This is a genomic window from Pseudomonas viridiflava (assembly GCF_900602065.1).
Classification (GTDB): Bacteria; Pseudomonadota; Gammaproteobacteria; order Pseudomonadales; family Pseudomonadaceae; genus Aquipseudomonas.
In genome coordinates this window covers 586,776-609,809 of record NZ_UWFN01000265.1, presented here as the reverse complement: position 1 = coordinate 609,809, position 23,034 = coordinate 586,776, and the positions used below count along the sequence as shown (strand labels likewise).

The window sequence follows — 23,034 nt, the reverse complement described above, 5'->3', positions numbered from 1 at the left end:
GACAATTCGCCGTGCCTGACAGTTCTGCGTGGTTCAAAAACGATTAAGCCCGGCACGAGGCCGGGCTAAAGGGGACACGTCGAGCGATTACACTCGACGGTTTGCACCAACGCGATCTGCACCATCTGCAGCGAGACGATTTGCACCGACGTGATCAGCGCCATCAGAAGTCAGGCGGTTTGCGCCAACGCGATCAGCACCATCTTCAGCCAGACGGTTTGCACCGACGTGATCAGCACCATCGGAAGTCAGGCGGTTTGCACCAACGCGGTCTGCACCATCTGCAGCCAGACGATTTGCACCGACGTGATCAGCACCATCAGAAGCCTGGCGAATGCCACCGACGTTAGTGTGTTTGCTACCGCCTTCAGCAACAGTCAGCGTCGAAGTCTGCTCAACCGCATTAGTGTGGTCGTTACCTGGCAGGCTTGGCAGTTGTGGAGAAGCGAATGCGCTTGAAGCCAATACAGAGAAAGCAAGACCAAAAATCAGTTTGTTAGTTTTCATGATGTTTACTCCAATCGAGTTGTTTGTCAGTTCGGTATGGAGTGAATGCTACGCGCCTGAAATTTATTCAGAAGTGAATAGGATTGCTAACGACCATCGTTAAAAATGATAGTAAGCCGCTGGGCGCTGTTTTCGGGCTGTGAGAGGTGGATTGCATCAGTGTGGTGCATTTACCTGAAAAACTTTGTAATAAGCCCTCTTGACAAATTTTATTGTTTGTTAAATTTGCGGATATCTCAGGTTTTTTAGCCTCAAATTGCACTGATCTGGAAGCAGCTGGTACGCCGTGCTGCTGATAAAAAAGGGCGGCCGCAAAAAATGCGGCTGCCCTTCATCATTAGCGATGATATGACCTTAGTCAGTCTCGATCCGCGAATGCTTGCGAGTGTCCTTCATGAAGACATACACCAGCAGCGAACAGGCAATGCAGGCTGTGACGTACCAGTAGTAACCGGTCTCCATGCCAATGCTCTTGAACCACAGTGCGATGTATTCGGCGGTGCCGCCAAAGATCGACACGGTCAGGGCATAGGGCAGGCCGACGCCCAGAGCGCGAATCTCCGTCGGGAACAGCTCGGCTTTAACCACTGCGTTGATCGAGGTGTAGCCGCTGACGATGATTAGCGCCGCCATGATCAGGAAGAATGCTCCCCACCAGGTTTGAATCGTATGCAGCGTCGTGAGGATCGGTACGGTACACAGCGTTCCCAATACCCCGAAGGCGATCAGAATCGGTCTGCGACCGACTTTGTCCGACAGTGCGCCTACCAGTGGCTGGATCACCATGAACAGGAACAGCGTCGCTGCCGAGATGGTGGTCGAGTCACTGATGCTCATGCCGACCGTGTTCACCAGATACTTCTGCATGTACGTGGTGTAGGTATAGAAAGCCAGCGTACCGCCCATGGTCAGACCGACGACGGTCATCAGCTCCTTGGGGTGGCGCATCAATGTGCGCATCAGGCTTTCCTGTGGTTTTTCTTTCTTCTTGCGGGTGAACGATTCCGTCTCTTCCATACCGCGACGCAGGAACAACGCAACCACCGCACACAGCGCGCCGATTACGAACGGCACACGCCAGCCCCACGAGTACAGTTGCTCGGTGGTCAGCGTCTGTTGCAGCACGATCAATACGGCAAGAGCGATGAGTTGCCCGGAAATCAGCGTCACGTACTGGAAACTGGAGAAAAAGCCGCGGCGTTCCTTGGTCGCCATTTCACTGAGGTAGGTTGCCGAGGTGCCGTATTCACCACCCACCGACAGGCCCTGCAGCAAACGGGCGAATACCAGAAGGATAGGGGCGCCAACGCCGATAACTTCGTAGCCCGGCGTCAAGGCAATGATCAGGGAGCCGAAGCACATCAGCAGTACCGAGGCCATCAGCGCGGCCTTGCGACCTTTGCGGTCAGCGTACAGCCCCATCAGCCAGCCGCCGATTGGGCGCATCAGGAAGCCTACGGCGAAAATAGCGGCGGTGTTGAGCAGTTGCGCAGTGGTGTCGCCTTTGGGGAAGAAGGACTTGGCGAAGTAGAGGGAGAAGGCAGCATAGACGTACCAGTCATACCACTCGACCATGTTGCCGACCGAGCCGCTGAAAATTGACTTGAGACGACTTGAGGTGGTTTTTGCGGCCGCTGGTGCGCTGGCCGACCCGATAGGGGCAGAGTTGGGAGTGTCCATCATGTTCCTTTTATTCATTGTTTTTAGAATGGCGCGTCAATGCGCAACCTTGCTATGGCTATAGCAGGAGCTGTGCCATGTGAAGAAAGGCCGGTTTAGAGGGGATGTAGCAAGCTGGATGAGCGGAAATCCGCTTATTGAAGGGGGTGGCGTAAGCGGAAAGTTGCCGATGACTCATCGCTAACGCTAATACCTGTAGGAGCTGCCGGAGGCTGCGATGGCGTTATGTCAGGAAAAAAGCTTCGCAGCCTTCGGCAGCTCCTACATGGACTGTGTTTTCAGATTGATCAGTAAATGCCCATGAGGCAGATCTACTCGACAAACATCTCTCGCAACAGACCATGCCGCTGCATCTTCTCGTTCAGCGTGCGGCGAGGCAGTTGCAGTTCTTCGAGGACGGCTTTGATATCCCCTTTGTGCCTTGTCAGAGCAGCACGCAGGCACTGGGCTTCAAACGCCTCTTGTTGGGCGGCGAGGGATTGCCCGGTATCACCATTCATCAGAGGGGCCGATTCCAGGCCGAGAATCTGCCTCTCTGCCGCATTGGCCAGTTCGCGAACGTTGCCGGGCCAGTCGTGACTCAGCAGTTGGCCCAGTTGTGCGCCGCTGAGTGGCGGGGCGTTGCGGCCCAGGCGCTGCGCTGCCGTACTCGCGAAGTGCGCGAACAATAGCGGGATGTCTTCACGACGCTCGCGCAGTGGCGGCAGGCGCAACTCGGCAACCGTAAGCCGGTAAGCCAGGTCTTCGCGAAAGCGTCCTGCACGGGCCTCTTCCAGCAGGTCTGGCTTGGTCGCCGCGACGATACGCAGGTCGACATCAATGGCCTTGTTGGACCCCAGACGCTCAAGCTTCTTGTCTTGCAGCACCCGCAGCAGTTTGACCTGTTGTGCCAGCGGCATGCTTTCGATTTCATCGAGAAACAGCGTACCGCCATCGGCGTATTCCAGCTTGCCGATGCGTTTGCCCTGGGCGCCGGTAAACGCCCCGCTTTCGTGGCCGAACAGTTCGGCTTCGAACAACTGCTCCGGGATCGCCGCACAGTTCAATGCCACAAAAGGTTTGTGCGCCCGGGGACCAAAATCATGCAGGCAGCGAGCGACCATTTCCTTGCCGCTGCCGGTTTCACCTCTGATGACCACGTTCACCGGCAGTTGCGACAGGTCCAGCACTTGGCGGCGCAGGGTTTGCAGGCCGGGTGAGACGCCCAGCAAGGTCGCTTCCAGCTGGGTGCGGGAGTCGGCCTGATCATGAAGGCGACGGTTTTCCAGAATCAGCTGGCGTTTCTCCAGGGCGCGTCGCAGGTTACGTAGCAACGTCTCCGGGCTGAAGGGCTTTTCGAGAAAGTCATAGGCACCTTCACGCATGGCGTCCACCGCCATGGGTACGTCGCCATGGCCGGTCAGCAAAATAACCGGCAGGTCGGCATCAATCGCCTGTAATCGGTTCAGCAACTCCATACCGTTCATTCCCGGCATGCGCACGTCAGTGAGGATTACGCCGGGGAAGTGCTCCGGCAACTGCGCCAGGCAATCCTCGGCGCGGCTGTAAACCTGAACGTTGAAGCTCGACAGCGTCAGCCATTGCTCTACCGCTTCGCGAATCGGAGCTTCATCGTCGACCACAATTACTGAGTTCAACATGCGGGGGCAGGCTCCAGATAGTCGTTGGGCAAGCTGAACCAGAACAGCGCTCCATCGTGCTTGTTTTCGGCGCTGAGCCGACCGCCCAATTCATGGACGATGGCATAAGACACGGCAAGTCCCAGGCCTAGACCATCGCCAACCGGTTTGGTGGTGAAAAACGGGTCGAAGATGTTTGCCAGATGATCTTCATCAATGCCGCCACCGCTGTCACTGACGCTGATAAGCCAGCGTGTCTGTTCAGGGTGGATGCGGATTTCCAGGCGTTTAACCGGTTTGTCGCGCATGGCGTCCAGAGCATTGCGCAGCAGATTGATCAGCACCTGCTCAAGACGGATCGCATCGCCACGTACCCAGGCCGGTCGCGTCAGATTCAGGACGCAATCGACATGCTCATCGCGCAACCGTGAGTCCAGCAGCAACAGGGCTTGATCAACGACGGCTGCGAGATCCAGCCTTTCGCGCAGTCCACCGGGGCTTTTACGGGCGAATGTTTTCAGGTGACCGGTCAACGCCGTCATCCTGACCAGTTGTTGATCCAGCGGTCCGAGCGCTTTATAGGCATCGTCAACACGTCCGTGATCAAGCAACAGCCGGACGGTCGCCAGCTGCATGCGCTGAGCCGTCAGGGGTTGATTGATTTCGTGAGCCAACGCTGCGGACATCTGCCCCAGCGCGGCCAGTTTAGTGGACTGTACAAGGCCTTCTTGTGCGGTGCGCAAGTCCCGGGTGCGCTCCTGTACCTGACGCTCCAACTCGTCACGGCTGCTTTCGCGCAATCGTGCCAAACGCCAACGCTGGTAGAGAAACAGCCCCAGAAATATCAGGGTCAGCCATGTGCCTGCCGCTGCAAGGCCAGCGTTGCGGGCGTCTTCGCTGGCCAGTTGAGGTCTGCGCAGCAGGTGCAGAGTCCAGTCTTCGCCCGTGAGTGGCATGGATTGCCACAGATAATCGGCTCTGCCGTCCGGTCCATCCACGCGAGTCAGGTGGCTTTGCTTGCTGAATTCGCGTATCTCGGTGCGTGGCAGGGGAGACAATGGTTGTTTGTCGTATTGGCGCGTTGTGGCCAGTTCGGCGCGATCCTTTACCGAGATGGGCAGCAGTTCGCGATAACGCCAGCGCGGTTGGTTGGCAATGAAGACGATGCCTTTGGCGTCACTGACCAGTAGCAAGTCATCGCCCTTGGCCCACTCGTGTTCAAGATCGGGAAACTCCAGCTTCACGACCATTGCACCCATAAAATCGCCTGCATCAGTGGTGACCGCGTGGGACAGGAAATACCCAGGGATGCCACTGGTTACGCCGACTGCATAAAAACGCCCTACACCGGTGGCTTTGGTTTGCTGGAAGTAAGGGCGGAACGCGTAATTGTGACCCACATAGCTGGTCGGTAGACGCCAGTTGCTGGCACCGATAGCCAGGCCATTGCGATCCATCAGTTCGAGGGTCGAAGATTGGGCGGCACCGTTGATCTTTTCCAGTTTGCGGTTCAGGGCATCCTGGGACACGGCAGTGATCGGGCCATTCAAGGCAGCGCGCAACTCCGGATCAAGGGCCAACACGGCGGGCAACGCCCGGTAGCGTTCAATGAGCGTGTGCAGGGTGTTGGCGTAAAGTGAAAGCTGATCCAGCGCACGCGTGGCTTCCTGCTCCACAGCCGCGCGTTGCGCATGACGCATGGCAAGGCTGGCCGACACCGCCGCACCTGCCAGAATCAGCAGGACATACAGGGTTATGCGCAGGGGGCGGGAAGTTGAGGGCATGAGTGGGGCAGCCTGGATTCCGCATTGAGGCACGGTCTTGTAGGAGAGCTGCCGAAGGCTGCGATGCGATAACTGGATCAGATCGCTATCGCAGCCTTCGGCAGCTCCTACAGATGTTGCGCGGTACTCAAATATTGTTTTATTCGTCGAAGGCAGTGTGGTTGCCCTCGACAACTCACTCTTACAACAAATTAAAACTCGTCTCTTTAACCGTCGCAGAATCCAGGCCAATCATCAGCTTGAACTCACCGGCTTCGGCTGCGTATTTCAACTGCGGGTTAAAGAACTTCAGGTCTTCTTCGCTGAGGGTGAAGGTCACGACCTTCTCTTCGCCCGCTTTCAGCATGATTTTCTCGAAGCCCTTGAGCTCTTTGACCGGACGGCTGATGGACGCTGCAACATCACGCAGGTACAACTGAACCACTGTTTCGCCCGCGACTTTGCCAGTGTTCTTGACGGTCACGCTGGCGGTCAGCTTGCCTTTGCGGGGCAGGTCTTTGGCCGACAGGGTGATGTCGGAAACATCGAACTGCGTGTAGCTCAAGCCATAGCCAAACGGGAACAACGGGCCGTTGGTTTCTTCGAAGTAATGCGACGTGTAGTTGCCAGGCTTGTCCGCTGAATACGGACGACCGGTGTTCAGGTGTGCGTAGTAAATCGGCAGTTGACCGATCGAGCGCGGGAACGACATCGCCAGTTTGCCCGACGGGTTGTAGTCACCAAACAGTACGTCGGCCACGGCATTGCCGCCTTCGGTGCCCGGGAACCAGGTTTCCAGCATCGCATCGGCCTGCTCGACTTCGTCGACCAGTACCAGTGGACGACCATTCATCAGCACCAGGACCAACGGTTTGCCGGTGGCTTTCAGGGCCTTGATCAATGCCTGCTGCGTTGCAGGGATATTCAGGCTGCTGCGGCTGGCGGATTCGTGAGACATACCGCGAGACTCGCCGACTACGGCAACGATCACATCGGCCTGCTCAGCGGTCTTGACCGCTTCGTCGAGCATTTCCTGTTCCGGACGCGGATCAACTTCCACTTCATGTTCAATGAAGTTCAGGTAGTTGAGGATGTGTTCGTTGTCGCTGATGTTGGAGCCACGGGCATACAGCAGTTTCGCCTTGTCGCCGACAGCGTTGGCCAGACCATCATAAACAGTGACCGACTGGTTCGGGCGGCCAGCGGCAGACCAGCTGCCGAGCATGTCCAGCTGACTCTTGGCGAGGCTGCCGATTACGGCGATGGTGCCTTGTTTTTTCAGCGGCAGGGTTTCGTTCTGGTTTTTCAGCAGCACCAGGGTTTTGCGGGCTACGTCACGCGCTTCGGCGCGGTGCAGACGGTCGTCAGAGTAAGTATCGGCCGGGTCCTGAGCCGCATCGCCAATACGCAGGTACGGGTTGGCGAACAGGCCCATGTCGTACTTGGCGCCCAGTACTTCGCGCACCGCGTTGTCGATTTCCTTCACGGACACTTCACCACTCTTGACCAGGCCAGGCAGCTCTTCACCGTAAGCCTTGTCGTTCATGCTGAGGTCAACGCCAGCCTTGATGGCCAGTTTTGCCGCTTCGCGGTAGTCCTTGGCGACGCCGTGGTCGATCAATTCCTTGATCGCACCGTGATCGCTGATGGTTACACCCTTGAAGCCCCAATCCTTGCGCAACAGGTCTTGCAGCAACCAGTTGTTTGACGTGGAAGGTACGCCGTTGATCGAGTTGAGCGCGATCATTACCCCACCCGCGCCTGCATCAATACCTGCGCGATACGGCGGCAGGTAATCCTGATACATGCGCGTCGGACTCATGTCCACGGTGTTGTAGTCCCGACCGCCTTCTACTGCGCCGTACAGGGCGAAGTGTTTGACGGCGGCCATGATGCTGTCGGCAGAAGCGACGTTAGCGCCCTGAAACGACTTGACCATTTCTTTGGAAATGCGCGAAACCAGATAGGTGTCTTCGCCAAACCCTTCGGAGCTGCGGCCCCAGCGTGGGTCGCGGGAGATATCCACCATCGGTGCGAAGGTCATGTCCAGACCGTCGGCACTGGCTTCAATCGCCGAAATACGGCCGGTCTCGGCAATGGCTGCCATGTCCCAGCTGGCAGCCATACCCAGGCTGATCGGGAAAATGGTCCTATGACCGTGGATCACGTCATAGGCGAAGAACATCGGAATCTTCAGGCGGCTTTTAGCGACAGCTGCTTCCTGAAGCGGGCGGTTTTCCGAGCGGGTAATGGAATTGAACGTGCCGCCAATGCGGCCCTCAGCAATTTCCTTGAGAATCATCGGCTGCGGCATTTCCTGGCTGATACTGATCAAGCGCAGTTGACCGATCTTTTCGTCGAGGGTCATTTGCTTCATCAAGTTGGCGATGAAGGCGTTTTTTGCTTGCAGCGTGGCCTGGCTATTGGCCGCCGGGGCGTTGACATTGTTTGCAGCCAACACTGGCTGACTGGCCAGACCGACCAGAAGGCCGAGTAAACACAGCTTATTCATGAATGATTTCTCAAGGCTTTGCCCGCAACTCGCATTAAATAACAGGCAGCCATATTTTATGGGTTTAGACCTTTGGTATTGCATGTCGGCCAGGGCTGCAGATTGCCGCTGCGCTTATCATCGCACCGAGTATCTGTAGCGCAGGTTTTCGACATCTTGGCGTAGGCGACGGATTATGCAGGGGAACTTCAGTTTTGGCTAAAGTCACTTCAGCCATTCGGAATCAAAAAGTAACAAACAGACGATAGGCTCGCCAATCCGAGTTCATTCTTCCAGACCAGCGCCCTTCAATTAATCCAACCTTCAACGCCTTAACCCGCCTAAAATAGCCGCCTTTGCTATCTGCTCGTTTCGAGGCGTTTTTGATGTCAGTCACAGTTACTTCGACCCAGCCCGCGCCAGATCATCGTGCGCAGTTTTTGAGCCTGCTGGAAAACAGTCTTTCCCAGAACTCGTTCATCAAGCTGGTACTGGCCAAGTACGTAGGCGCCGAAGCCGAGTTGCAGCGGGTGATCATCAAAGCGCTGACCGTTAAGGATCAGTCTTGCCTGTCCTTCGTTTATCGCTACAAGACCCGTGATATCACCAAGAACTTCCCGTTGGTGGAAGCGGTGCAGGTCATTGCCGATCTGTTGCCCGAATCATTCAAGAACGCGCACTTGTTGTCGTTGACCGATGAGGTCCAGCTGGAGTTCAGCAAGAAAGGCAAAAGCACTCTGTTCAAGAGCAAAGCGCAGCAGGAGCGTGAAGCGCCGTCTGCGGGTCATGACCGCGAGAAGAAGCGTTATCTGGAATTGACCCGACCGTTTCTGACTGATTTGGGCGTGACCAACAAGCAGCATGAGTTGATTCCGTCCATGTCGCGCAAATGGAAGCAGATCAACAAGTTCATTGAGGTCTTCTCCCACGCACTGACGTCTTCACCACTCAAGCTAGATCAGCCGATCAAAGTGGCGGATTTCGGCTCGGGCAAGGGCTATCTGACCTTCGCTATTCACGATTACCTGCGCAATACGTTGCAGGCTGACGGTCAGGTCACTGGCGTTGAATTGCGTGAGGACATGGTCACCTTGTGCAACAACGCAGCAGGCCGGCTTGAGCATCCGGGTTTGACCTTCGAATGCGGCGACGTACGCAGCGTTGCGCCCAGCGCACTGGACGTGATGATCGCCTTGCATGCCTGCGACATCGCCACCGATTACGCCATCCATATGGGCATTCGTTCCGGCGCGTCGATCATCATGTGTTCGCCGTGCTGCCATAAGCAGATTCGTCTGCAAATCCAGAGCCCGACGCTGCTGCGGCCGATGCTGCAATACGGTCTGCATATGGGGCAGCAGGCTGAAATGGTCACCGACAGCCTGCGTGCATTACTGCTTGAAGCCTGTGGCTACGAGACCAAAGTGTTCGAATTCATCTCGTTGGAGCACACCAACAAGAACAAGATGATTCTGGCCGTGAAGCGCGCCGAGCCGCTCAAGTCCACTGAAATTCTGGCGAAAATCCAGGAGTTGAAAGTGTTCTACGGCATCCAGGAACAATGCCTGGAAACGTTGCTGCAGGCGGATGGGTTTATCAAATGACACCAAAACCCTTGTAGGAGCTGACGAGCAACGCGAGGCTGCGATAGCGACCTGTCTGATACACCTCTATCGCAGCCTCGCGTTGCTCGTCAGCTCCTACAGGTGGCGTGCTTGCTTCTTCATTCATTGAGCCAGATCAATTCACCCTTCCTCGGCGCGCGCATGCTGTAAGCATTCTCCACGCGCAGGCGACCACGCCGAGGTTCCATCATGAGCAGCACCTTTTTCATTCCCGCCGTGAACATCATGGGCCTCGGCTGTCTCGATGAGGCCATGCAGGCGATCCGTAAATACGGCTTCCTCAAAGCGCTGATTGTCACCGACGCAGGTCTGGCCAAGGCTGGGCTCGCTGCCCACATCGCCGGTCTGCTGGTGGAGCAGGGCATTGACTCGGTGGTGTTCGACGGTGCGCAACCCAACCCGACGGTGAGCAATGTCGAGAGCGGCCTGGCGCTCTTGCGTGAGCGGGAATGCGACTTCGTGATTTCCCTGGGCGGTGGCTCGCCTCATGACTGCGCCAAAGGCATTGCGTTGTGCGCCACCAACGGCGGGCATATCAGCGACTACGAAGGAGTGGACCGTTCGCAAAATCCGCAATTGCCGTTGATCGCCATCAACACAACGGCAGGCACGGCGAGTGAGATGACCCGCTTTTGCATCATCACGGATGAAGTACGCCACGTAAAAATGGCCATCGTTGATCGTAACGTGACACCGCTGTTGTCAGTCAATGACCCGGCGATGATGGCCAAAATGCCCAAATCACTGACTGCTGCTACCGGCATGGACGCGTTGACGCACGCCATCGAAGCTTATGTCTCGACCGCCGCCACGCCGATCACCGATGCCTGCGCTCTGAAGGCTATGGCGCTGATCGCCCGTAATCTGCGCCGTGCAGTGGACGATGGATCAGACATGGAGGCACGAGAAAACATGGCGTATGCCCAGTTTCTCGCGGGCATGGCGTTTAACAATGCGTCTCTGGGTTTCGTGCATGCCATGGCTCACCAGCTCGGTGGCTTCTATGACTTGCCGCATGGCGTGTGCAACGCGGTATTACTGCCTCATGTGCAGAGTTTCAATGCAAGGGTCTGCCCGGCGCGCCTGACAGATGTGGCGCATGCCATGGGTGCTGACATTCGTGGTCTGTCGCCGGAGGAGGGAGCCCGTGCCGCGATTTCCGCGATTCGTACGTTGGCGGGCTCCATCGACATTCCACCGGGGCTGACTGCCTTGGGCGTGAAGGAAGAGGATTTCCCGATCCTGGCGGCCAATGCCTTGAAAGACGCTTGCGGCCTGACCAACCCGCGCCCTGCTGATCAGGCGCAAATAGAAGACATCTTCCGCCGCGCACTGTGAATAGCGCCCCACTCATTGAGGCAGAACTGTTGATGAAAACCACCTCCAGCGCTATTTGCGAAGCAGCCGATGACCTCGCAGGCTTCGTCGGTTACCACCACAAGGCACAGCGATACATCGTGCGTTTCAGCGAAGATTCGTTCGGCATGGATGTCAGCGATGACGGCATTATTCCGGCCTGTGAATTCGTCTGGACGGCCGGGAAAGATGAACTCATGACCCTCAGTCGGGATCGCCTTCAACTGCTTTTAGAGCAGAACATCGACGACCGCTTGCGCATCAGCGAGCCCTTGCGGGTGTATATGCGACGTCTGGATTTGCCGGAGATAGTGGTGGAGCGGCGGGTGAGGGTTTAGAGCTAAATGCATCCTCAGGATTGGAATGCATTTCTGTAGGAGCTGCCGAAGGCTGCGATCAGTTATCGCTGACACAGCGCAATCGCAGCCTTCGGCAGCTCCTACAGTTCCAATGTTTCCGTGAAACTACGCCGTGTCAGGGGCACGGCGCAGCTCATCCTCACATCTTGAAGCGCAGCGCCAGCTGATTCAGGCCCACCGCCAGTTGCGACAGCTCGCTGCTGGCTGCCGAGGTCTGGTTGGCACCTGCCGATGTCTGCAGGGACAGGTCGCGGATGCTGGTCAGGTTACGGTCAACTTCGCGGGCGACTTGTGCTTGCTCTTCGGTTGCCGAGGCAATGCTCATGTTGCGTTCGTTGATCTGCACAATCGCCGCGGTGATTTCAGCCAGTGCCAGACCTGCCGCTTCAGCGACATCAAGGCTCGCGCGTGCGCGTTCGCTGCTGTGGCCCATGGCGCTGACTGCTTTACCGGCACCGTCCTGAATCGAGGCGATCATTTTTTCGATCTCGGCAGTGGACTGCTGAGTACGATGCGCCAACGCGCGAACTTCGTCCGCTACCACCGCAAAACCACGACCGGCTTCACCCGCGCGTGCCGCTTCAATCGCCGCGTTGAGTGCGAGCAGGTTGGTCTGGTCAGCAATACCGCGAATCACGTCCAGCACGCCGCTGATGCCTTGAACCTGCACGGCCAGGCCGTCGATCTCGACCGCGGTGACACCGACCGCCTGGTGCAGCTCATTGATCACACTCACGGTTTCGCCGACACGCTTGCTGCCGTTTTCTGCCGACTGGCTCGAATCACGCGCAGCTGTGGACGCCAGCGAAGCGTTGCGTGCTACTTCTTCAACCGCTGCGCTCATCTGATTAATGGCTGTTGCAGCCTGATTGATTTCATCGTTCTGACGCTGCACACCACGCAACGAGTCCTCGGTAACGGCGGTCATCTCTTCGGAGGTCGATGCCAGTTGCGACGAGGAGTCGCCCAGTTCACCGAGTGTGCGGCGCAGGTTTTGTTGCATCACCGACAGCGCTTGCAGCAGTCGACCTGGTTCGTCCTTGCCATCAATGTCGATCGGCTGGCTGAGATCGTTGGCGGCGATTTGCTGGGCAACGGCCAAGGCCTTGGCAATTGGCGCAGCCAGGCTGCGGGTAAACAGCGCAGCCAGTGCCAGTGTCGCGGCCAGTGCGATCAGAATCGCGGCAATGGTGACGTTACGGGATTGGGAGTAGGTCTGGTCTGCCGCGGCGTCAGATTCAGCCATTTTCAGGTTTGCCAGGCGCGAAACCTCGGTGATGTCCTTACTCAATACGTCCGCTGAGAGAGTCATTTCTCCGGTAGAAATCGTCATCGCATTGATAACGTCTTCGCGTTTTTGTTCGACGGCATCCAGGAAGCGGCTGTGAACACCGAGGTAAGCCGACAGGTGCTGCTCCATACTGGAGAATGCTTTCTGACCAGTTTCAGTGATCAGCAAAGGTTTTAACTTGCGGACATCCGCTTCCAGGCTTGCACGAGCCTGGCTGATGCGTTCGAGCTGACGTTTGACACCCTCAGCATTTTGCGCCGCACGTAGACCTGTGTTGCCCAGGCGGATGGTCATCAAATCAGTCTTGATCTGTTCAATGGCTTGAATAGTAGGCAGTACGTTGTCCTGCAGCGTCTCTCGTGACTCTTTCAAACCAGTGGACTGCTGCAAGGAGAACAGACCCAAGGCTGTAATCAATATGGCAAAAAAGCCAAAGCAAAGCAGCGACCGGGGGGCGATGTTGAGGTTTCTCAGGTTCATGCGAGGGGCCTGTCGGAAGGGAAACGTTAGTAGCCTATCGACGTTAAACGGTTCAGCTTGAGGCCGCCTAGCTGATTATTTGGAAATATCCAGTAATGAGCCGAAAAAAATGATGAAAATCAATGTTGTGACGAAAACCGTTGAGATAGACGCTTCTCTATGTAAGCAAAGCAATCCAATTTTTGAGCTCCAGGCTGATATGTCAGCGCGATTGTTGCCTGGTGAGCATGAGCGTGATGCCGCTGTGTGACAGCGGCGGTCTCGGGTCACGCGGCCTGTAACTGGTCCTGAGCATCCAGATAATCCGCAAGATTGTGCAAATACACGACAGGCTGACCTTTGCTGGAGCCGCCAAGTCGAGTGACTTTGAGGGCAATTGTGCCATTGCTGATTTTTCGCATCAGGTAGCGATCGCTCGATATGTGGGAGAAATACCGTTCCCGAACGGCGCTTAACGTCGGGCACGGCGTTGCGAATTCAGACCGCAGTTGGTTGAGTGTCTGGCTCATGCTACGTCACCTCCCCAAGGGTTGATTTCATCCGTACGTGTTAACGGTGCGTTGCTCTGTGCACGCTTTTTTTTCGGTGTGATGATCAGTAAAAGTCCGGCTTGCTGCTGGATAGCGTGGATCGCAGCAGGATTCGAAGTGGCTGCCGGGTGCAAGTACACCTGGCAGCGAGGGTGATGCGTTGGTTTTTTCATGTCTCGTACTCGGTAATGATTGGGTACGAAGTTAAATTAGCAACAGCTAATTATTTATACAATAGCATTTGCTAAATATTTCTTTGCTTGCGCCTTTTGTCCTTCAGTCTTGAGCGGGCACATCCCAGAAGACGCGGACAGACCCGTCGTCCTGAAGGGCTGCGTACACACCATCGGTCTCGGTGATGGCATCCATGATCTGATCCCAGTCCTCTTGAGATTCGTCCGGCGCTTTGTAAACAAGCGCGGCATGCTCCTTACGGGCGGCAGGTGATGTGAGGATTTTCTGAATACGCGCTCCCAGCATCTCCAGTGATGTTGGGGGGACGAGCGCTCTGGGTTGCGTCTTGGACATGAGTTCCTCCTTGGTGTTATGTATATACATACAGTAAATATCGGAGGGCCAATCGGCAAGAGAAAAGAGTACGTGTGTACTCTTTTTTCTGTGAGGCATTAAAAAGCCCGCATCGGCGGGCTTGTTACAGATCGCATTGAGAGCTACAGCTTTCGGGCGTTCCAGACCAGTAATACCCGCGCCTGAATATGGATTTTCTCAAGGTCAGCGCCATCGATCATGATCGGCGGATAAACCGGGTTGTCCGAAATCATGCGCAGCGCTCCACCGGTCATTCTCTGTAGGCGCTTGATGAACAGATCGCCGTCGAGAGTGAACACGTAAACCGCATCGGTTCGAATTTCGGTGATGCCTCGATCAACGAGCAGCGAGTCGCCGTCGCGAAAGGTACCTTCCATGCTGTCGCCATCGCCGGTGATGATCGCCAGGTTTTCGAGGCTTGAGTACGACATGCCTTGAGTTTTCAGCCAGTCGAGATGCACCGTCATTTCACGGATGACTTCAACCTGATGTTCCGGAACCAGGCCGTAGCCCATCGAGGCCGCCACGTTCAGATGCGGGATGGTGATGAACCCCAAAGACTCCATGACTTTCCGGGTGTCGACGGGTGCTGCTGCTTTTGGCTTCTCTCGCTCCAGCAGGTCACCGCTGTCCGAAGGCTCTGGAGAGACCAGTGTGCCTGGGGCGAGATCGATCTTGCCCTCCAAGGTAGCAGCCGCTTTTTCCCCTAGTTTTCGATGACCGTTCAACAGCTGCGACAGATAAGAAGCGTCGAGGCCGAACTGGTTGGCGAAGTCCTTCTGGGTGAGGCCGGCCATAGCATGGCGAAGGGCTCTGAGGCGTTGTTCGTAAATATCCATGGCTCAATCATCGCTTTGCGTTAGCAGACAGTAAATTACATTTTGCTATTGATGTAAATATTAGCGATTGCTAATCTTTTTGTTCATCCCACAGGTTCGCAACGATTTGCCTGGCTTCAGCCAGGTTGATTAATCACGCCTTGGGTTTTTCACGATGCCTGCTGTGCGGGTATGGAGTTGATGGAGAGCAACAACAATGATCAAGGAAATCGAAAAGCTGATGGTGCATTGGGGCGAGCAAACCCGCGAGCAAGGTTTGGGTGGCGGTTTAGGCAGCCAGTTGGGGGCATTGATCGAGTGGGGTGGGGCACCACCGCGCAGCACACCGGGCTCGCGCATTCTGGATGGCGGTGGCACAGGCATGGACACCATCGCCACAGCCATAGACCGTGCCGTCGCTCAATTGCAGCGCACACCGGGTCAGGCGGCTTTGGCCAGACTTGCCACACAACGCTATTGCGAACTGGTGCCGGTGCGCGAGCAGATGCGCACCGCGGGGATTGCCGAAGGCGCTGACCGGACTTACCGCAACCGGGTGCAGCGACTGCATGAGTTAGTGATGTCGATCGTGATGGCGAGTACGGGCAAGCGCGGCGCTCCGTCCAGCCTATAAAAAGCATGCTGGAACTCATCGACTTGTAGGAGCTGCCGAAGACTGCGAAGCATTTATCCTGACATACCCTCATCGCAGCCTCCGGCAGCTCCTACAGGTCCAATGTTTGCTGCGCGACAACGCGGTACCAGCAACGGGCGATCACCCGCCAAACACAACTTTCTAGACTGAACCCAATCTTGTAATCGCTCACCGAGGTTCAGTCTCTGGAATAACCGGCTCAGGCTGCACAACCAACCGTTCGTCGAGCTACTTTGTCGTGTTCTGGTCACATTCCTGTCGCGTTCCCGTCGCATCTGAACCACCCTGAAATCAGCACTTCCCATGCTTTCCGGCGGGAGGTACAAAGGCGGCACGATCTGAGATTTACGCCTGAGGCAGCAGCGACAGGCAGGCTTCTTAGCCACGTCATCGGGCCTCTACAGGCAGTCACCCACCCCGCTTCGGCGGGGTTTCTTTTTCCCCTCGGGAATAGCAATGGAGTATGAGCATGGCCGAGCCAGCGAGCACGGCCGCATCTGTCGTGGTCGCTGGTGCGGCCGGTGCGGGTTTCGCAGGATTATTGACAGGCATTGATACGCTCGCCGCCATCGGCGCATTGGCGGGCGCATTGGTGTTCTTTACCACCACAGAAGAAATGCCGGTCTGGAAGCGGATGGTCTTTCTGCTGGTGTCATTTGTAATGGGTTATTTGTTCGCCCCCGCTCTGGTGGATTTCGAGATTTGGGGGATTCGTCCTTTCAAGTATTCAGGGCCTGCAGCATTCGGGGCCTCCGTGCTGGTGGTCACTGTGGCGCTGGCAGCAATCAAACGGCGCGGCAGATTAGAGACCGGGCAGCCTGGAGGTCAGGATGGATAAGCCTTTGATTAGCGCACTGCTTACCCAGGTGACGTTCTGGTTGTGCATGGGCTTGTTCGTTCGGCTCTTCACGTTTCGCCGCAAAGGCGCACGGTTTCGCCGAAACATGAGCTGTCTGGCCTGGCTGGTCATGGTCAGCGCTGGCACGGTGATGGTTTACATCTGCAAAGGCATGCTGGTCATGCCGGTTCAGGCCTGGCCTCTGGTGATGATCCTGGCCGTATTTGTCGGCTCTGTTTACCAGAGCAACGGCAACCTGGCGCAAGTCTGGAAGATCGGTCAGTGACCCGGATACCTGAGCGCGGATAACTTCGGAGAGCCCGTATTCGCCGGGCTTCCCGAGCCACTTTTTATGAGCACAGCAAAGCCCCGTTCGCGGGGCTTTTGCGTTGCAGCGCAAAACAGGATGGCGACTTCGGATTGAGCCTGGCAGGGCCCGGCATAAATCAAAGGATTACGCATATGTTGAAAGATTGCAGATGTGGAAAGTGCAAAAGACTTCTTGCCCGAGTGGGTGAGTACACCGAACTCCAGATCAAATGTTCCCGATGCGGGACGTTGAATCATGTGAGGGCCGAGAGCCCCGAGTCATCGCCTCTGAGCGACCAGCGTGCGGATAGTCCGCGCAACTGATCGATGTCCAAATTCATACCTTGAGGTGAACTATGAAACTGTACAAAAAGCTTCTGTTGGTTACGGCCTTGTTGTCGTCCTTTGTTTCTGTAAATACCTGGGCTGCGGCTCAGTCGTGGAACCTGGCTCGTGATATGTATATCGCTACTGAAGCTGCCCCGCCGAGTTCGCCCTGGTCTTTCATGCAGAACAAGACAGCGGTAAATGCTTCGGCAAATTACACGCTGTTTCCGACGTTTTTTGCTGACACTTGCAACGGCAGCCCGGTCACTTGCTGGCGAGAAGGTTCAGTAGCCGGTTCTATCAGTATCGCCAAAAAAACCTTCACTCTCAGCGGCTCTGGTACGAACTACGTGCTGAAGCAGGGTGATATTTACGCTCACCCAGGCTCCAGCTTTCAGACCATCGTCCGCTGGGCCAGTCCGATCGCTGGGAACATCAATGTGTTGGGGCGTCTCAACGACCTGCATAACGCCTGCGGTGACGGGATCAAATGGTCCCTGAACCTGGGCGATACCGTTCTGCAGTCCGGCAGCTTTGCAAATGGCGGGAGTTCGCTGATCAAGGTGAATGATGTGGCGGTTACCACTACCTCTTTGATCTATCTAGTCATCGACAAAAAGGCTGACAACTCCTGCGATTCCACAAGTGTTGACCTGTTCATCACCAACTGAGAGACGCTGCGCGCCACTGGATAGCAGCCCGACGAAGATGTCGGGCTGCTGATCTAACGATTACCCCCCCCTCGGAACCTCTGAGAGCCCCGATCCACAGGGCCTGCTTAGCCACTTTTTACGACTACTACAAAGCCCCGTTTCCGGGGCTTTGTCGTGTCTGGAGTTCTGAAACTGGAGTTCTGAGATGAACGTAACAACTTTGATTACGCAGATAAGCGAGCGCTGCCCCGGTTTTCAAGGCCGTGTCACCGGTGGCCTGCAGTGGGACAGCGCTCGCACTGATGACCCACTGGCGATGCCCGCGGCTTATGTCCTGACGGCGGGTGACACCGCACAGGAATCCACCACCAATGTGGTCCGGCACGTCGTTCGTGAGCAATACCAGGTCAACGTGGCGCTGGCTAACCGTGATCAATACGGCCAGGCCGCGACTCAGGAACTTCACAGCATTCGCGTTCAGCTATGGGCCGCTCTGGTGGGCTTTCAGCCTGAGGCTGAAGACGATCCTTTGCAGTACAGCGGTAGCTCGATGTTGCTGATTGACGATAACCGGGTGGTTTACCAGTTCCGTTTTTTCACCGAGTTCATGTTGGGTCGCAGCGACCCGGCAGGGCCTCCCGAAACGTGGCAGGAGCAGTTCAACGATGGCCTTCCACTGCTTGAGGGAGTCGATATGGACATCGACTTCATTGACCCAATGGTCGATCAAAACCTGACTGATAGCGGCCCGGATGGCCGCATCGAATTTAAAACCCGTGAGGATATACCCCAGTGAAACGAGTACATGTGAAACCTGCCGAAGGCCGGGCTGTTCCGGATCCGGCCCGGGGCGGCGAACTGCTGTCCGTCGAGGGCTACGAAGTACCGCTGACTGCCTTTTGGCAGCGACGGATCAATGATGCAGACGTAATCGTGGGTATGGCTGCGAGCCTGCCCAAAGCGAAAGGGAGTGCCGCCAAATGACTGTAGGTTTCAGCCAGATTCCATCCGACCTTCGTGTACCACTGTTCTACGCCGAGCTTGATAACTCGATGGCCAACAGCGGTGCTTCCAGTCTGCGACGCCTGATCATCGGTCAGGTCAACGACGATGCCACCAGTGAAGATATCGGCCGCCTGGTGCTGATTTCGCGCAGCACCGAAGCGCGCTCCATTGGCGGCGCCGGTTCGATGTTGTGGGCCATGCACGCAGCGCATCGCAAGATCGATGTTGCGGGCGAGGTCTGGTGCCTGCCACTCAAGATCGAGTCCGGCACCAATGCGCAAGGCAAGGTCACGTTGACCGGTACCGCCACGGCGGCCGGCCTGCTGAACCTGTATGTCGGCGGCGTGCGTGTGCGAGCCATCGTGCCTGAACTGGCCACGGCCGCTGAAGCAGCCACTGCGTTGCTGAGCGCTATCAATGCGGCCACCGATCTGCCGGTTACTGCTACCGCCGAAGCGGGCGTCGTCACGCTGGTCAGCAAGTTCAAAGGCGAGCTGGGCAACGATATCCAGTTGAGCTTCAACCGACTGGGTGCTGCCAATGGTGAGCAACTGCCAGCCGGTCTGGAAGTCGTTGTGGCTGCGATGGCCGGTGGTGTGGGTACGCCGGAAATGGCCGCCGCGCTGGCCGCGCTCGGCGATGAACCGTTCGAGTTCATCAGCCAGCCATGGACCGACGCTGCAACGCTGGATTACTGGAAATCCACCATGGACTTCACCTCGGGCCGCTGGTCCTGGGCGAAGCAGATCTACGGTCGGGTTTACAGTGCCAAGCGCGGTACTTTGGGTGCTTTGGTAGCTGCGGGCAAACTGCGCAATGACCCATCGGTGTCTATCGGTGCCATGGAAAAAAGCATTCCGCAGCCTGTGTGGGAAGTCGCTGCGCAGTTCAGCGCACGCACCGCCGTGTTCATCAGCGCCGACCCTGCATGCCCGACGCAATCGGGGGCGTTGGGGGCCATCGAGCCTGCGGCGGTCAGTGACCGTTTCATGCTGGATGAATACCAGTCGTTGCTCGGCAGCGGCATCGCCACGTTCGAATATTCGGGCAGCGCGATGCGTATCCAGCGCGCGATCACCACGTATCAGCGTAACGCGTACAACCAGCCGGATGACTCGTACCTGGACAGCGAGCCGCTGCACCAGTCGGCGTATGTGTTGCGTTTCCTGCGCACCCGCATCACCAGCAAATACGGTCGACACAAACTGGCGAACGACGGCACCAAATTTGGCCCGGGCCAGCGCATGGTGACGCCGAAGGTCATCCGCGGTGAGCTGATCGCGGCTTATGGCGAGCTGGTACGTCTGGGGATTGTCGAGAACATCGACGCCTTCAAGGACAACCTTATCGTTGAGCGCGACGCGACCAATCCGAATCGCCTGAACGTGCTGTATCCACCGGATCTGGTCAACCAACTGCGCGTGTTCGCGCTGTTGTATCAGTTCCGCCTGCAGTATTCCGACGCGGCCTGAGCCGCTTAATCAAACGTCATTCCAAGCCCGCCCTGTGCGGGCTTTTTTAGTGGAGATTCACATGGGTCAGAAAGTTGCGGGTACTTGCTACATCAAGGTCGACGGCGAACAGCTGGTTATCACGGGCGCGGTAGAAGTACCGATGTCCCGGGTCAAGCGTGAAACCGTTGTGGTCGGCTACTTCAAGGAAAACGAAGTCACGCCGTTCATCAAAGTTGACGCGATTCGTACCGTCGATTTCCCACGGGCAAAAATCGAGACTGGCACCAACATGACGGTCACCGCCGAGTTTAACGACGGCACCACTTACGTGCTCAGCGGCGCGTACGCGGTGGATGACATGACCAGCACCAGTGAGGACGGCAAGGTCAGCCTCAAATTCGAAGGCATCTCGGGGGACTGGCAGTGATGAGCAAAGAGACCTTTACCCTGGCCGTCGCCATCAAGGCACACGGTCAGGAACTCACCGAGCTGCACCTGCGTCGCCCGACGGCTGAAGAATGCCGGGCGATCAAGGTGCTGCCTTACACGCTTTCCGACTCGTCGATGCCTGTGGCGGATATCGAAGCGGCCTGCAAATACATCGCGGTGTGCGCAGCCATTCCGGCGGGGTCAGTCAACCAACTGGACCTGGCGGACCTGAACAACCTGGTGTGGAAAATCATCGGTTTTTTCCTGCAGAGCGCTTCGGTGGCGTCGCCGACCTGATCGGCGTGGTGTACGACCTCGCTTACTTCTGGAGGTCGGACCCTGAGGTGCTCATGGGAAGACCTTTGGATGTAATTCTGGAAAGCGAGTGGCATGCCTTTCGAATACTCGAAGAGCAACGGGGGAATAATGGCTAATAACATTCAAGTCATGGTGGTCATGACCGGCGTCGACAAGCTGTCGCCCCAGCTCAAAAACGCGCAGAAAGAAATCTCGACCCTGAGTAAATCCTTGAGCGCCTTGGGCAACATTCCCTTCATGAATACTTTGACCGGCAAGGAGGGGCTGATGAAGCCCTTCGTTGATGGCGCTAAAGCCGCTATTGCCTTTGAAAGCTCCATGGTCAAGGTCAGGCGGGCGGTTGATTTTCAGACGCCCGAGCAGTTCAAGGCGATGAGCAAGGACGTGCTCGACCTGTCGGAAAAACTGCCGGTGTCCGCTGCGGGCATCGCGCAAGTGTTTGCGTTGGGTGGGAAATCGGGCATTGCCCGAGAGGAATTGAAAGCGTTCGCCGAAGATGCCTTGAAGATGGGCATTGCCTTCGATCAGACCGGAGAACAGTCCGGCGCGATGATGGCGTCATGGCGGACAGACTTCAAACTGAACCAGACGGAAGCCATGGCCCTGGCCGACCAGATCACTCAGTTGGGGAAGGCCGATGGTGTGGACGCGGGGAAAGTTTCCCGCATCGTCACCGCCGCAGGTTCGTCCGGATTGAGTTCAGGGCAGGCCGCCGCAATGGGCGCTGTTTTCGCCAAGGGTGGCGCTTCCGAAGAGGCGGCCGCGAGCAGCATGCGCAATTTTGCGCAAACACTGAACGCAGGCACTCTCGCAACCGAGGGCCAGAAGCAGGCGTTCAAGGCGTTGGGGCTGGACGCGCAAGCGGTGTCTGAAGGCATGTCCGCAGATGCCGAAGGTACGATCAGTAATGTGCTGACCAAGCTGAACTCGCTGGAGAAGGGCCAGCAGGGCGCGATGTTGTCGCAGTTGTTCGGTGATCAATCGGCTGCTCTGCTAGTGGCTGATCTCGACACGCTGTCGCGTAATTTCCATCTGGTTGGTAACAGTCAGCAGTATGCGGGATCGGTGCAGGAGGCTTACGCCGCCACTGCTGAGACAACCGCAAGTCGGCTGCAGGTGATGGATAACCGCACAACGCGTTTGGGGATTGCCATCGGTTCAGCGCTGTTGCCGCCGGTCAATGATTTCCTCGGCACGATCGGGCCGTTGATCAGCAAGGTTTCAGAGTTTACCGAGGCCAATCCCGGGCTGGTCAGAAGCATCGCCGGGGCGGCAGCGGGCTTTACGCTCCTGCGTTTGGCGGTGGTCGCGGCGACGGTGGCCAGCGCCTTTATGAGCGCTGTTATTGGTAATAATCCTGTGGGGCTCATCGTTCGTGGGATTGCTCTGGCAGCAGGCTTGTTGATTGCCAACTGGTCATCGGTTGCGGGCTTCTTTCAGGAGGTATGGACGACGATTCAGGCCGCAGGAGTGATGGCGTGGGAAGGGATGAAGACCATCTTTTCCTGGACGCCGCTGGGAATGATTATTCAGAACTGGGCGCCGATTACTGCCTGGTTCCAAGACCTGTGGACGACCCTTGAACCTATAGTTTCGCCGATGCTGGCGCTATTTGGTGGCGGGGCTGTCAAGGTCAATACGAACATCGGCGGTGGCACAGGCCAGTTCGTGAAAGCCAACGCTGCCCAGCTCGTCCGCGACGAACAAGCACAGCGCAATCTCACTCAGGGCGGTGCATCAGCTGCTTCACTGTTGCGTTCACCTGAGCAAGCCGGTGCGCCCGGCAGCCTGATCATGGCCGGGTCGCTCAATCAGCAGGCGGCGGCCAACAACCGTATGAGCCTGCAGGGCGCGTTGACCGTGCAGTTCCAGAACGCGCCGCCGGGGACCACCGTTGGCGAGGCTCAAACCAATCAGCCGGGCTTCTCGATATCGCAAAGGGGCGTTCGCAGCCTTTCGCAGCAGTAGCCTCTCGAAA

The 23,034-nt window shown here is 56.8% G+C and carries 25 protein-coding genes; 15 read left to right on the top strand and 10 right to left on the bottom strand.

The annotated features are described in order from the left end of the window. Positions 1-87: 87 nt before the first annotated feature. The 5 genes from EE949_RS18005 to bglX all read right to left on the bottom strand — a co-directional run bounded on the left by EE949_RS18005 (position 88) and on the right by bglX (position 8,081). Positions 88-507, bottom strand: coding sequence for a hypothetical protein (locus EE949_RS18005; RefSeq protein ID WP_122665504.1), 420 nt, complete (start codon positions 505-507; stop codon positions 88-90). Between the two features lie 354 nt (positions 508-861). Then, positions 862-2,187 carry an MFS transporter gene (locus EE949_RS18000; RefSeq protein ID WP_122665503.1) on the bottom strand — a complete coding sequence of 442 codons (1,326 nt, stop codon included), beginning with the start codon at positions 2,185-2,187 and terminating at the stop codon, positions 862-864. A gap of 311 nt (positions 2,188-2,498) precedes the next feature. Next, positions 2,499-3,827 carry a sigma-54-dependent transcriptional regulator gene (locus EE949_RS17995; RefSeq protein ID WP_122665502.1) on the bottom strand — a complete coding sequence of 443 codons (1,329 nt, stop codon included), beginning with the start codon at positions 3,825-3,827 and terminating at the stop codon, positions 2,499-2,501. After that, positions 3,821-5,590, bottom strand: coding sequence for an ATP-binding protein (locus EE949_RS17990; RefSeq protein ID WP_122665501.1), 1,770 nt, complete (start codon positions 5,588-5,590; stop codon positions 3,821-3,823). Before EE949_RS17990 ends, EE949_RS17995 begins: the two co-directional genes overlap by 7 nt. 181 nt (positions 5,591-5,771) lie before the next feature. Further along, entirely contained in the window at positions 5,772-8,081 is a 2,310-nt protein-coding gene (bglX, locus tag EE949_RS17985) for a beta-glucosidase BglX (protein WP_122665500.1), read from the bottom strand. 365 nt (positions 8,082-8,446) lie between these two features. On the opposite strand from bglX, the gene EE949_RS17980 reads away from it, so the two are divergent. After that, positions 8,447-9,664, top strand: a complete 1,218-nt coding sequence (locus tag EE949_RS17980; protein ID WP_122665499.1) for a class I SAM-dependent methyltransferase — start codon at positions 8,447-8,449, stop codon at positions 9,662-9,664. Here the strand turns inward: EE949_RS17980 and EE949_RS29980 are convergent. Then, positions 9,657-9,791 (bottom strand): hypothetical protein, encoded by a 135-nt coding sequence (locus tag EE949_RS29980; protein WP_275899020.1) that lies wholly within the window; start codon positions 9,789-9,791, stop codon positions 9,657-9,659. The two genes, EE949_RS17980 and EE949_RS29980, sit on opposite strands and share 8 nt — an antisense overlap. Before the next feature lie 83 nt (positions 9,792-9,874). Between EE949_RS29980 and yiaY the strand changes: the two genes are divergently transcribed. After that, positions 9,875-11,023 (top strand): L-threonine dehydrogenase, encoded by a 1,149-nt coding sequence (yiaY, locus tag EE949_RS17975; protein WP_122665498.1) that lies wholly within the window; start codon positions 9,875-9,877, stop codon positions 11,021-11,023. Positions 11,024-11,055: 32 nt separating this feature from the next. Further along, positions 11,056-11,379: a DUF2025 family protein gene (locus EE949_RS17970; RefSeq protein ID WP_122665582.1), complete on the top strand. Its 324-nt coding sequence runs from the start codon at positions 11,056-11,058 to the stop codon at positions 11,377-11,379. A 160-nt stretch (positions 11,380-11,539) separates the two neighbouring features. On the opposite strand, the gene EE949_RS17965 is transcribed toward EE949_RS17970, so the two are convergent. Beyond that, positions 11,540-13,171, bottom strand: coding sequence for a methyl-accepting chemotaxis protein (locus EE949_RS17965; protein ID WP_122665497.1), 1,632 nt, complete (start codon positions 13,169-13,171; stop codon positions 11,540-11,542). 109 nt (positions 13,172-13,280) lie between these two features. Between EE949_RS17965 and EE949_RS29500 the strand changes: the two genes are divergently transcribed. Next, positions 13,281-13,421: a hypothetical protein gene (locus EE949_RS29500; RefSeq protein WP_162874431.1), complete on the top strand. Its 141-nt coding sequence runs from the start codon at positions 13,281-13,283 to the stop codon at positions 13,419-13,421. Between the two features lie 16 nt (positions 13,422-13,437). Here the strand turns inward: EE949_RS29500 and EE949_RS17960 are convergent, their stop codons facing one another. From EE949_RS17960 to EE949_RS17945, 3 genes are all read right to left on the bottom strand, one after another. Next, on the bottom strand, positions 13,438-13,680 hold the full coding sequence (locus EE949_RS17960) for a pyocin activator PrtN family protein (protein ID WP_122665496.1): 243 nt from the start codon (positions 13,678-13,680) through the stop codon (positions 13,438-13,440). A 297-nt stretch (positions 13,681-13,977) separates the two neighbouring features. Continuing rightward, on the bottom strand, positions 13,978-14,229 hold the full coding sequence (locus EE949_RS17950; protein WP_122665494.1) for a DUF1654 domain-containing protein: 252 nt from the start codon (positions 14,227-14,229) through the stop codon (positions 13,978-13,980). A gap of 143 nt (positions 14,230-14,372) precedes the next feature. Continuing rightward, positions 14,373-15,089 carry an XRE family transcriptional regulator gene (locus EE949_RS17945; RefSeq protein ID WP_122665493.1) on the bottom strand — a complete coding sequence of 239 codons (717 nt, stop codon included), beginning with the start codon at positions 15,087-15,089 and terminating at the stop codon, positions 14,373-14,375. A 196-nt stretch (positions 15,090-15,285) separates the two neighbouring features. Between EE949_RS17945 and EE949_RS17940 the strand changes: the two genes are divergently transcribed. The 11 genes from EE949_RS17940 (at position 15,286) to EE949_RS17890 (ending at position 23,024) form a co-directional block, all read left to right on the top strand. Continuing rightward, entirely contained in the window at positions 15,286-15,702 is a 417-nt protein-coding gene (locus EE949_RS17940) for a hypothetical protein (RefSeq protein WP_122665492.1), read from the top strand. Positions 15,703-16,192: 490 nt separating this feature from the next. Next, on the top strand, positions 16,193-16,561 hold the full coding sequence (locus EE949_RS17935; protein WP_122665491.1) for a putative holin: 369 nt from the start codon (positions 16,193-16,195) through the stop codon (positions 16,559-16,561). Next, positions 16,554-16,847, top strand: coding sequence for a phage holin family protein (locus EE949_RS17930; RefSeq protein WP_238599512.1), 294 nt, complete (start codon positions 16,554-16,556; stop codon positions 16,845-16,847). Before EE949_RS17935 ends, EE949_RS17930 begins: the two co-directional genes overlap by 8 nt. A gap of 176 nt (positions 16,848-17,023) precedes the next feature. Then, a complete protein-coding gene (locus EE949_RS17925) occupies positions 17,024-17,194 on the top strand; it encodes a Com family DNA-binding transcriptional regulator (protein ID WP_122665490.1) in 171 nt (56 codons plus the stop codon). Positions 17,195-17,376: 182 nt separating this feature from the next. Then, the gene (locus EE949_RS17920) at positions 17,377-17,868 is read left to right on the top strand and encodes a hypothetical protein (protein WP_241152858.1); all 492 of its coding nucleotides are present in this window, start codon (positions 17,377-17,379) and stop codon (positions 17,866-17,868) included. Positions 17,869-18,055: 187 nt separating this feature from the next. Beyond that, on the top strand, positions 18,056-18,646 hold the full coding sequence (locus tag EE949_RS17915) for a phage tail terminator protein (protein ID WP_122665488.1): 591 nt from the start codon (positions 18,056-18,058) through the stop codon (positions 18,644-18,646). Continuing rightward, positions 18,643-18,834: a DUF2635 domain-containing protein gene (locus EE949_RS17910; protein WP_122665487.1), complete on the top strand. Its 192-nt coding sequence runs from the start codon at positions 18,643-18,645 to the stop codon at positions 18,832-18,834. Before EE949_RS17915 ends, EE949_RS17910 begins: the two co-directional genes overlap by 4 nt. Continuing rightward, complete coding sequence (locus EE949_RS17905) at positions 18,831-20,327, top strand: phage tail sheath C-terminal domain-containing protein (RefSeq protein WP_122665486.1); 1,497 nt, start codon at positions 18,831-18,833, stop codon at positions 20,325-20,327. Before EE949_RS17910 ends, EE949_RS17905 begins: the two co-directional genes overlap by 4 nt. Positions 20,328-20,388: 61 nt before the next feature. Further along, positions 20,389-20,736: a phage tail tube protein gene (locus EE949_RS17900; RefSeq protein WP_087264743.1), complete on the top strand. Its 348-nt coding sequence runs from the start codon at positions 20,389-20,391 to the stop codon at positions 20,734-20,736. Then, the gene (locus EE949_RS17895) at positions 20,736-21,035 is read left to right on the top strand and encodes a phage tail assembly protein (RefSeq protein WP_122665485.1); all 300 of its coding nucleotides are present in this window, start codon (positions 20,736-20,738) and stop codon (positions 21,033-21,035) included. Before EE949_RS17900 ends, EE949_RS17895 begins: the two co-directional genes overlap by 1 nt. A 129-nt stretch (positions 21,036-21,164) precedes the next feature. Then, positions 21,165-23,024 (top strand): phage tail tape measure protein, encoded by a 1,860-nt coding sequence (locus EE949_RS17890; protein ID WP_162874432.1) that lies wholly within the window; start codon positions 21,165-21,167, stop codon positions 23,022-23,024. The last annotated feature ends 10 nt before the right edge of the window (positions 23,025-23,034 follow it).

Bases quoted from the DNA above. Each gene is read 5' to 3' on its own strand.
- EE949_RS17900 (WP_087264743.1), top strand. From the start codon at position 20,389: ATGGGTCAGAAAGTTGCGGGTACTTGCTACATCAAGGTCGACGGCGAA.
- EE949_RS17930 (WP_238599512.1), top strand. From the start codon at position 16,554: ATGGATAAGCCTTTGATTAGCGCACTGCTTACCCAGGTGACGTTCTGG.
- EE949_RS17915 (WP_122665488.1), top strand. From the start codon at position 18,056: ATGAACGTAACAACTTTGATTACGCAGATAAGCGAGCGCTGCCCCGGT.
- EE949_RS29980 (WP_275899020.1), bottom strand. From the start codon at position 9,791: ATGAATGAAGAAGCAAGCACGCCACCTGTAGGAGCTGACGAGCAACGC.
- EE949_RS18005 (WP_122665504.1), bottom strand. From the start codon at position 507: ATGAAAACTAACAAACTGATTTTTGGTCTTGCTTTCTCTGTATTGGCT.
- EE949_RS17990 (WP_122665501.1), bottom strand. From the start codon at position 5,590: ATGCCCTCAACTTCCCGCCCCCTGCGCATAACCCTGTATGTCCTGCTG.
- EE949_RS17995 (WP_122665502.1), bottom strand. From the start codon at position 3,827: ATGTTGAACTCAGTAATTGTGGTCGACGATGAAGCTCCGATTCGCGAA.
- EE949_RS17980 (WP_122665499.1), top strand. From the start codon at position 8,447: ATGTCAGTCACAGTTACTTCGACCCAGCCCGCGCCAGATCATCGTGCG.
- EE949_RS17945 (WP_122665493.1), bottom strand. From the start codon at position 15,089: ATGGATATTTACGAACAACGCCTCAGAGCCCTTCGCCATGCTATGGCC.
- EE949_RS18000 (WP_122665503.1), bottom strand. From the start codon at position 2,187: ATGGACACTCCCAACTCTGCCCCTATCGGGTCGGCCAGCGCACCAGCG.
- EE949_RS17920 (WP_241152858.1), top strand. From the start codon at position 17,377: ATGCAGAACAAGACAGCGGTAAATGCTTCGGCAAATTACACGCTGTTT.
- EE949_RS17940 (WP_122665492.1), top strand. From the start codon at position 15,286: ATGATCAAGGAAATCGAAAAGCTGATGGTGCATTGGGGCGAGCAAACC.
- EE949_RS17960 (WP_122665496.1), bottom strand. From the start codon at position 13,680: ATGAGCCAGACACTCAACCAACTGCGGTCTGAATTCGCAACGCCGTGC.
- EE949_RS17950 (WP_122665494.1), bottom strand. From the start codon at position 14,229: ATGTCCAAGACGCAACCCAGAGCGCTCGTCCCCCCAACATCACTGGAG.
- yiaY (WP_122665498.1), top strand. From the start codon at position 9,875: ATGAGCAGCACCTTTTTCATTCCCGCCGTGAACATCATGGGCCTCGGC.
- EE949_RS17925 (WP_122665490.1), top strand. From the start codon at position 17,024: ATGTTGAAAGATTGCAGATGTGGAAAGTGCAAAAGACTTCTTGCCCGA.
- EE949_RS17970 (WP_122665582.1), top strand. From the start codon at position 11,056: ATGAAAACCACCTCCAGCGCTATTTGCGAAGCAGCCGATGACCTCGCA.
- EE949_RS17935 (WP_122665491.1), top strand. From the start codon at position 16,193: ATGGCCGAGCCAGCGAGCACGGCCGCATCTGTCGTGGTCGCTGGTGCG.
- EE949_RS17895 (WP_122665485.1), top strand. From the start codon at position 20,736: ATGAGCAAAGAGACCTTTACCCTGGCCGTCGCCATCAAGGCACACGGT.
- bglX (WP_122665500.1), bottom strand. From the start codon at position 8,081: ATGAATAAGCTGTGTTTACTCGGCCTTCTGGTCGGTCTGGCCAGTCAG.
- EE949_RS17905 (WP_122665486.1), top strand. From the start codon at position 18,831: ATGACTGTAGGTTTCAGCCAGATTCCATCCGACCTTCGTGTACCACTG.
- EE949_RS17890 (WP_162874432.1), top strand. From the start codon at position 21,165: ATGGCTAATAACATTCAAGTCATGGTGGTCATGACCGGCGTCGACAAG.
- EE949_RS29500 (WP_162874431.1), top strand. From the start codon at position 13,281: ATGATGAAAATCAATGTTGTGACGAAAACCGTTGAGATAGACGCTTCT.
- EE949_RS17965 (WP_122665497.1), bottom strand. From the start codon at position 13,171: ATGAACCTGAGAAACCTCAACATCGCCCCCCGGTCGCTGCTTTGCTTT.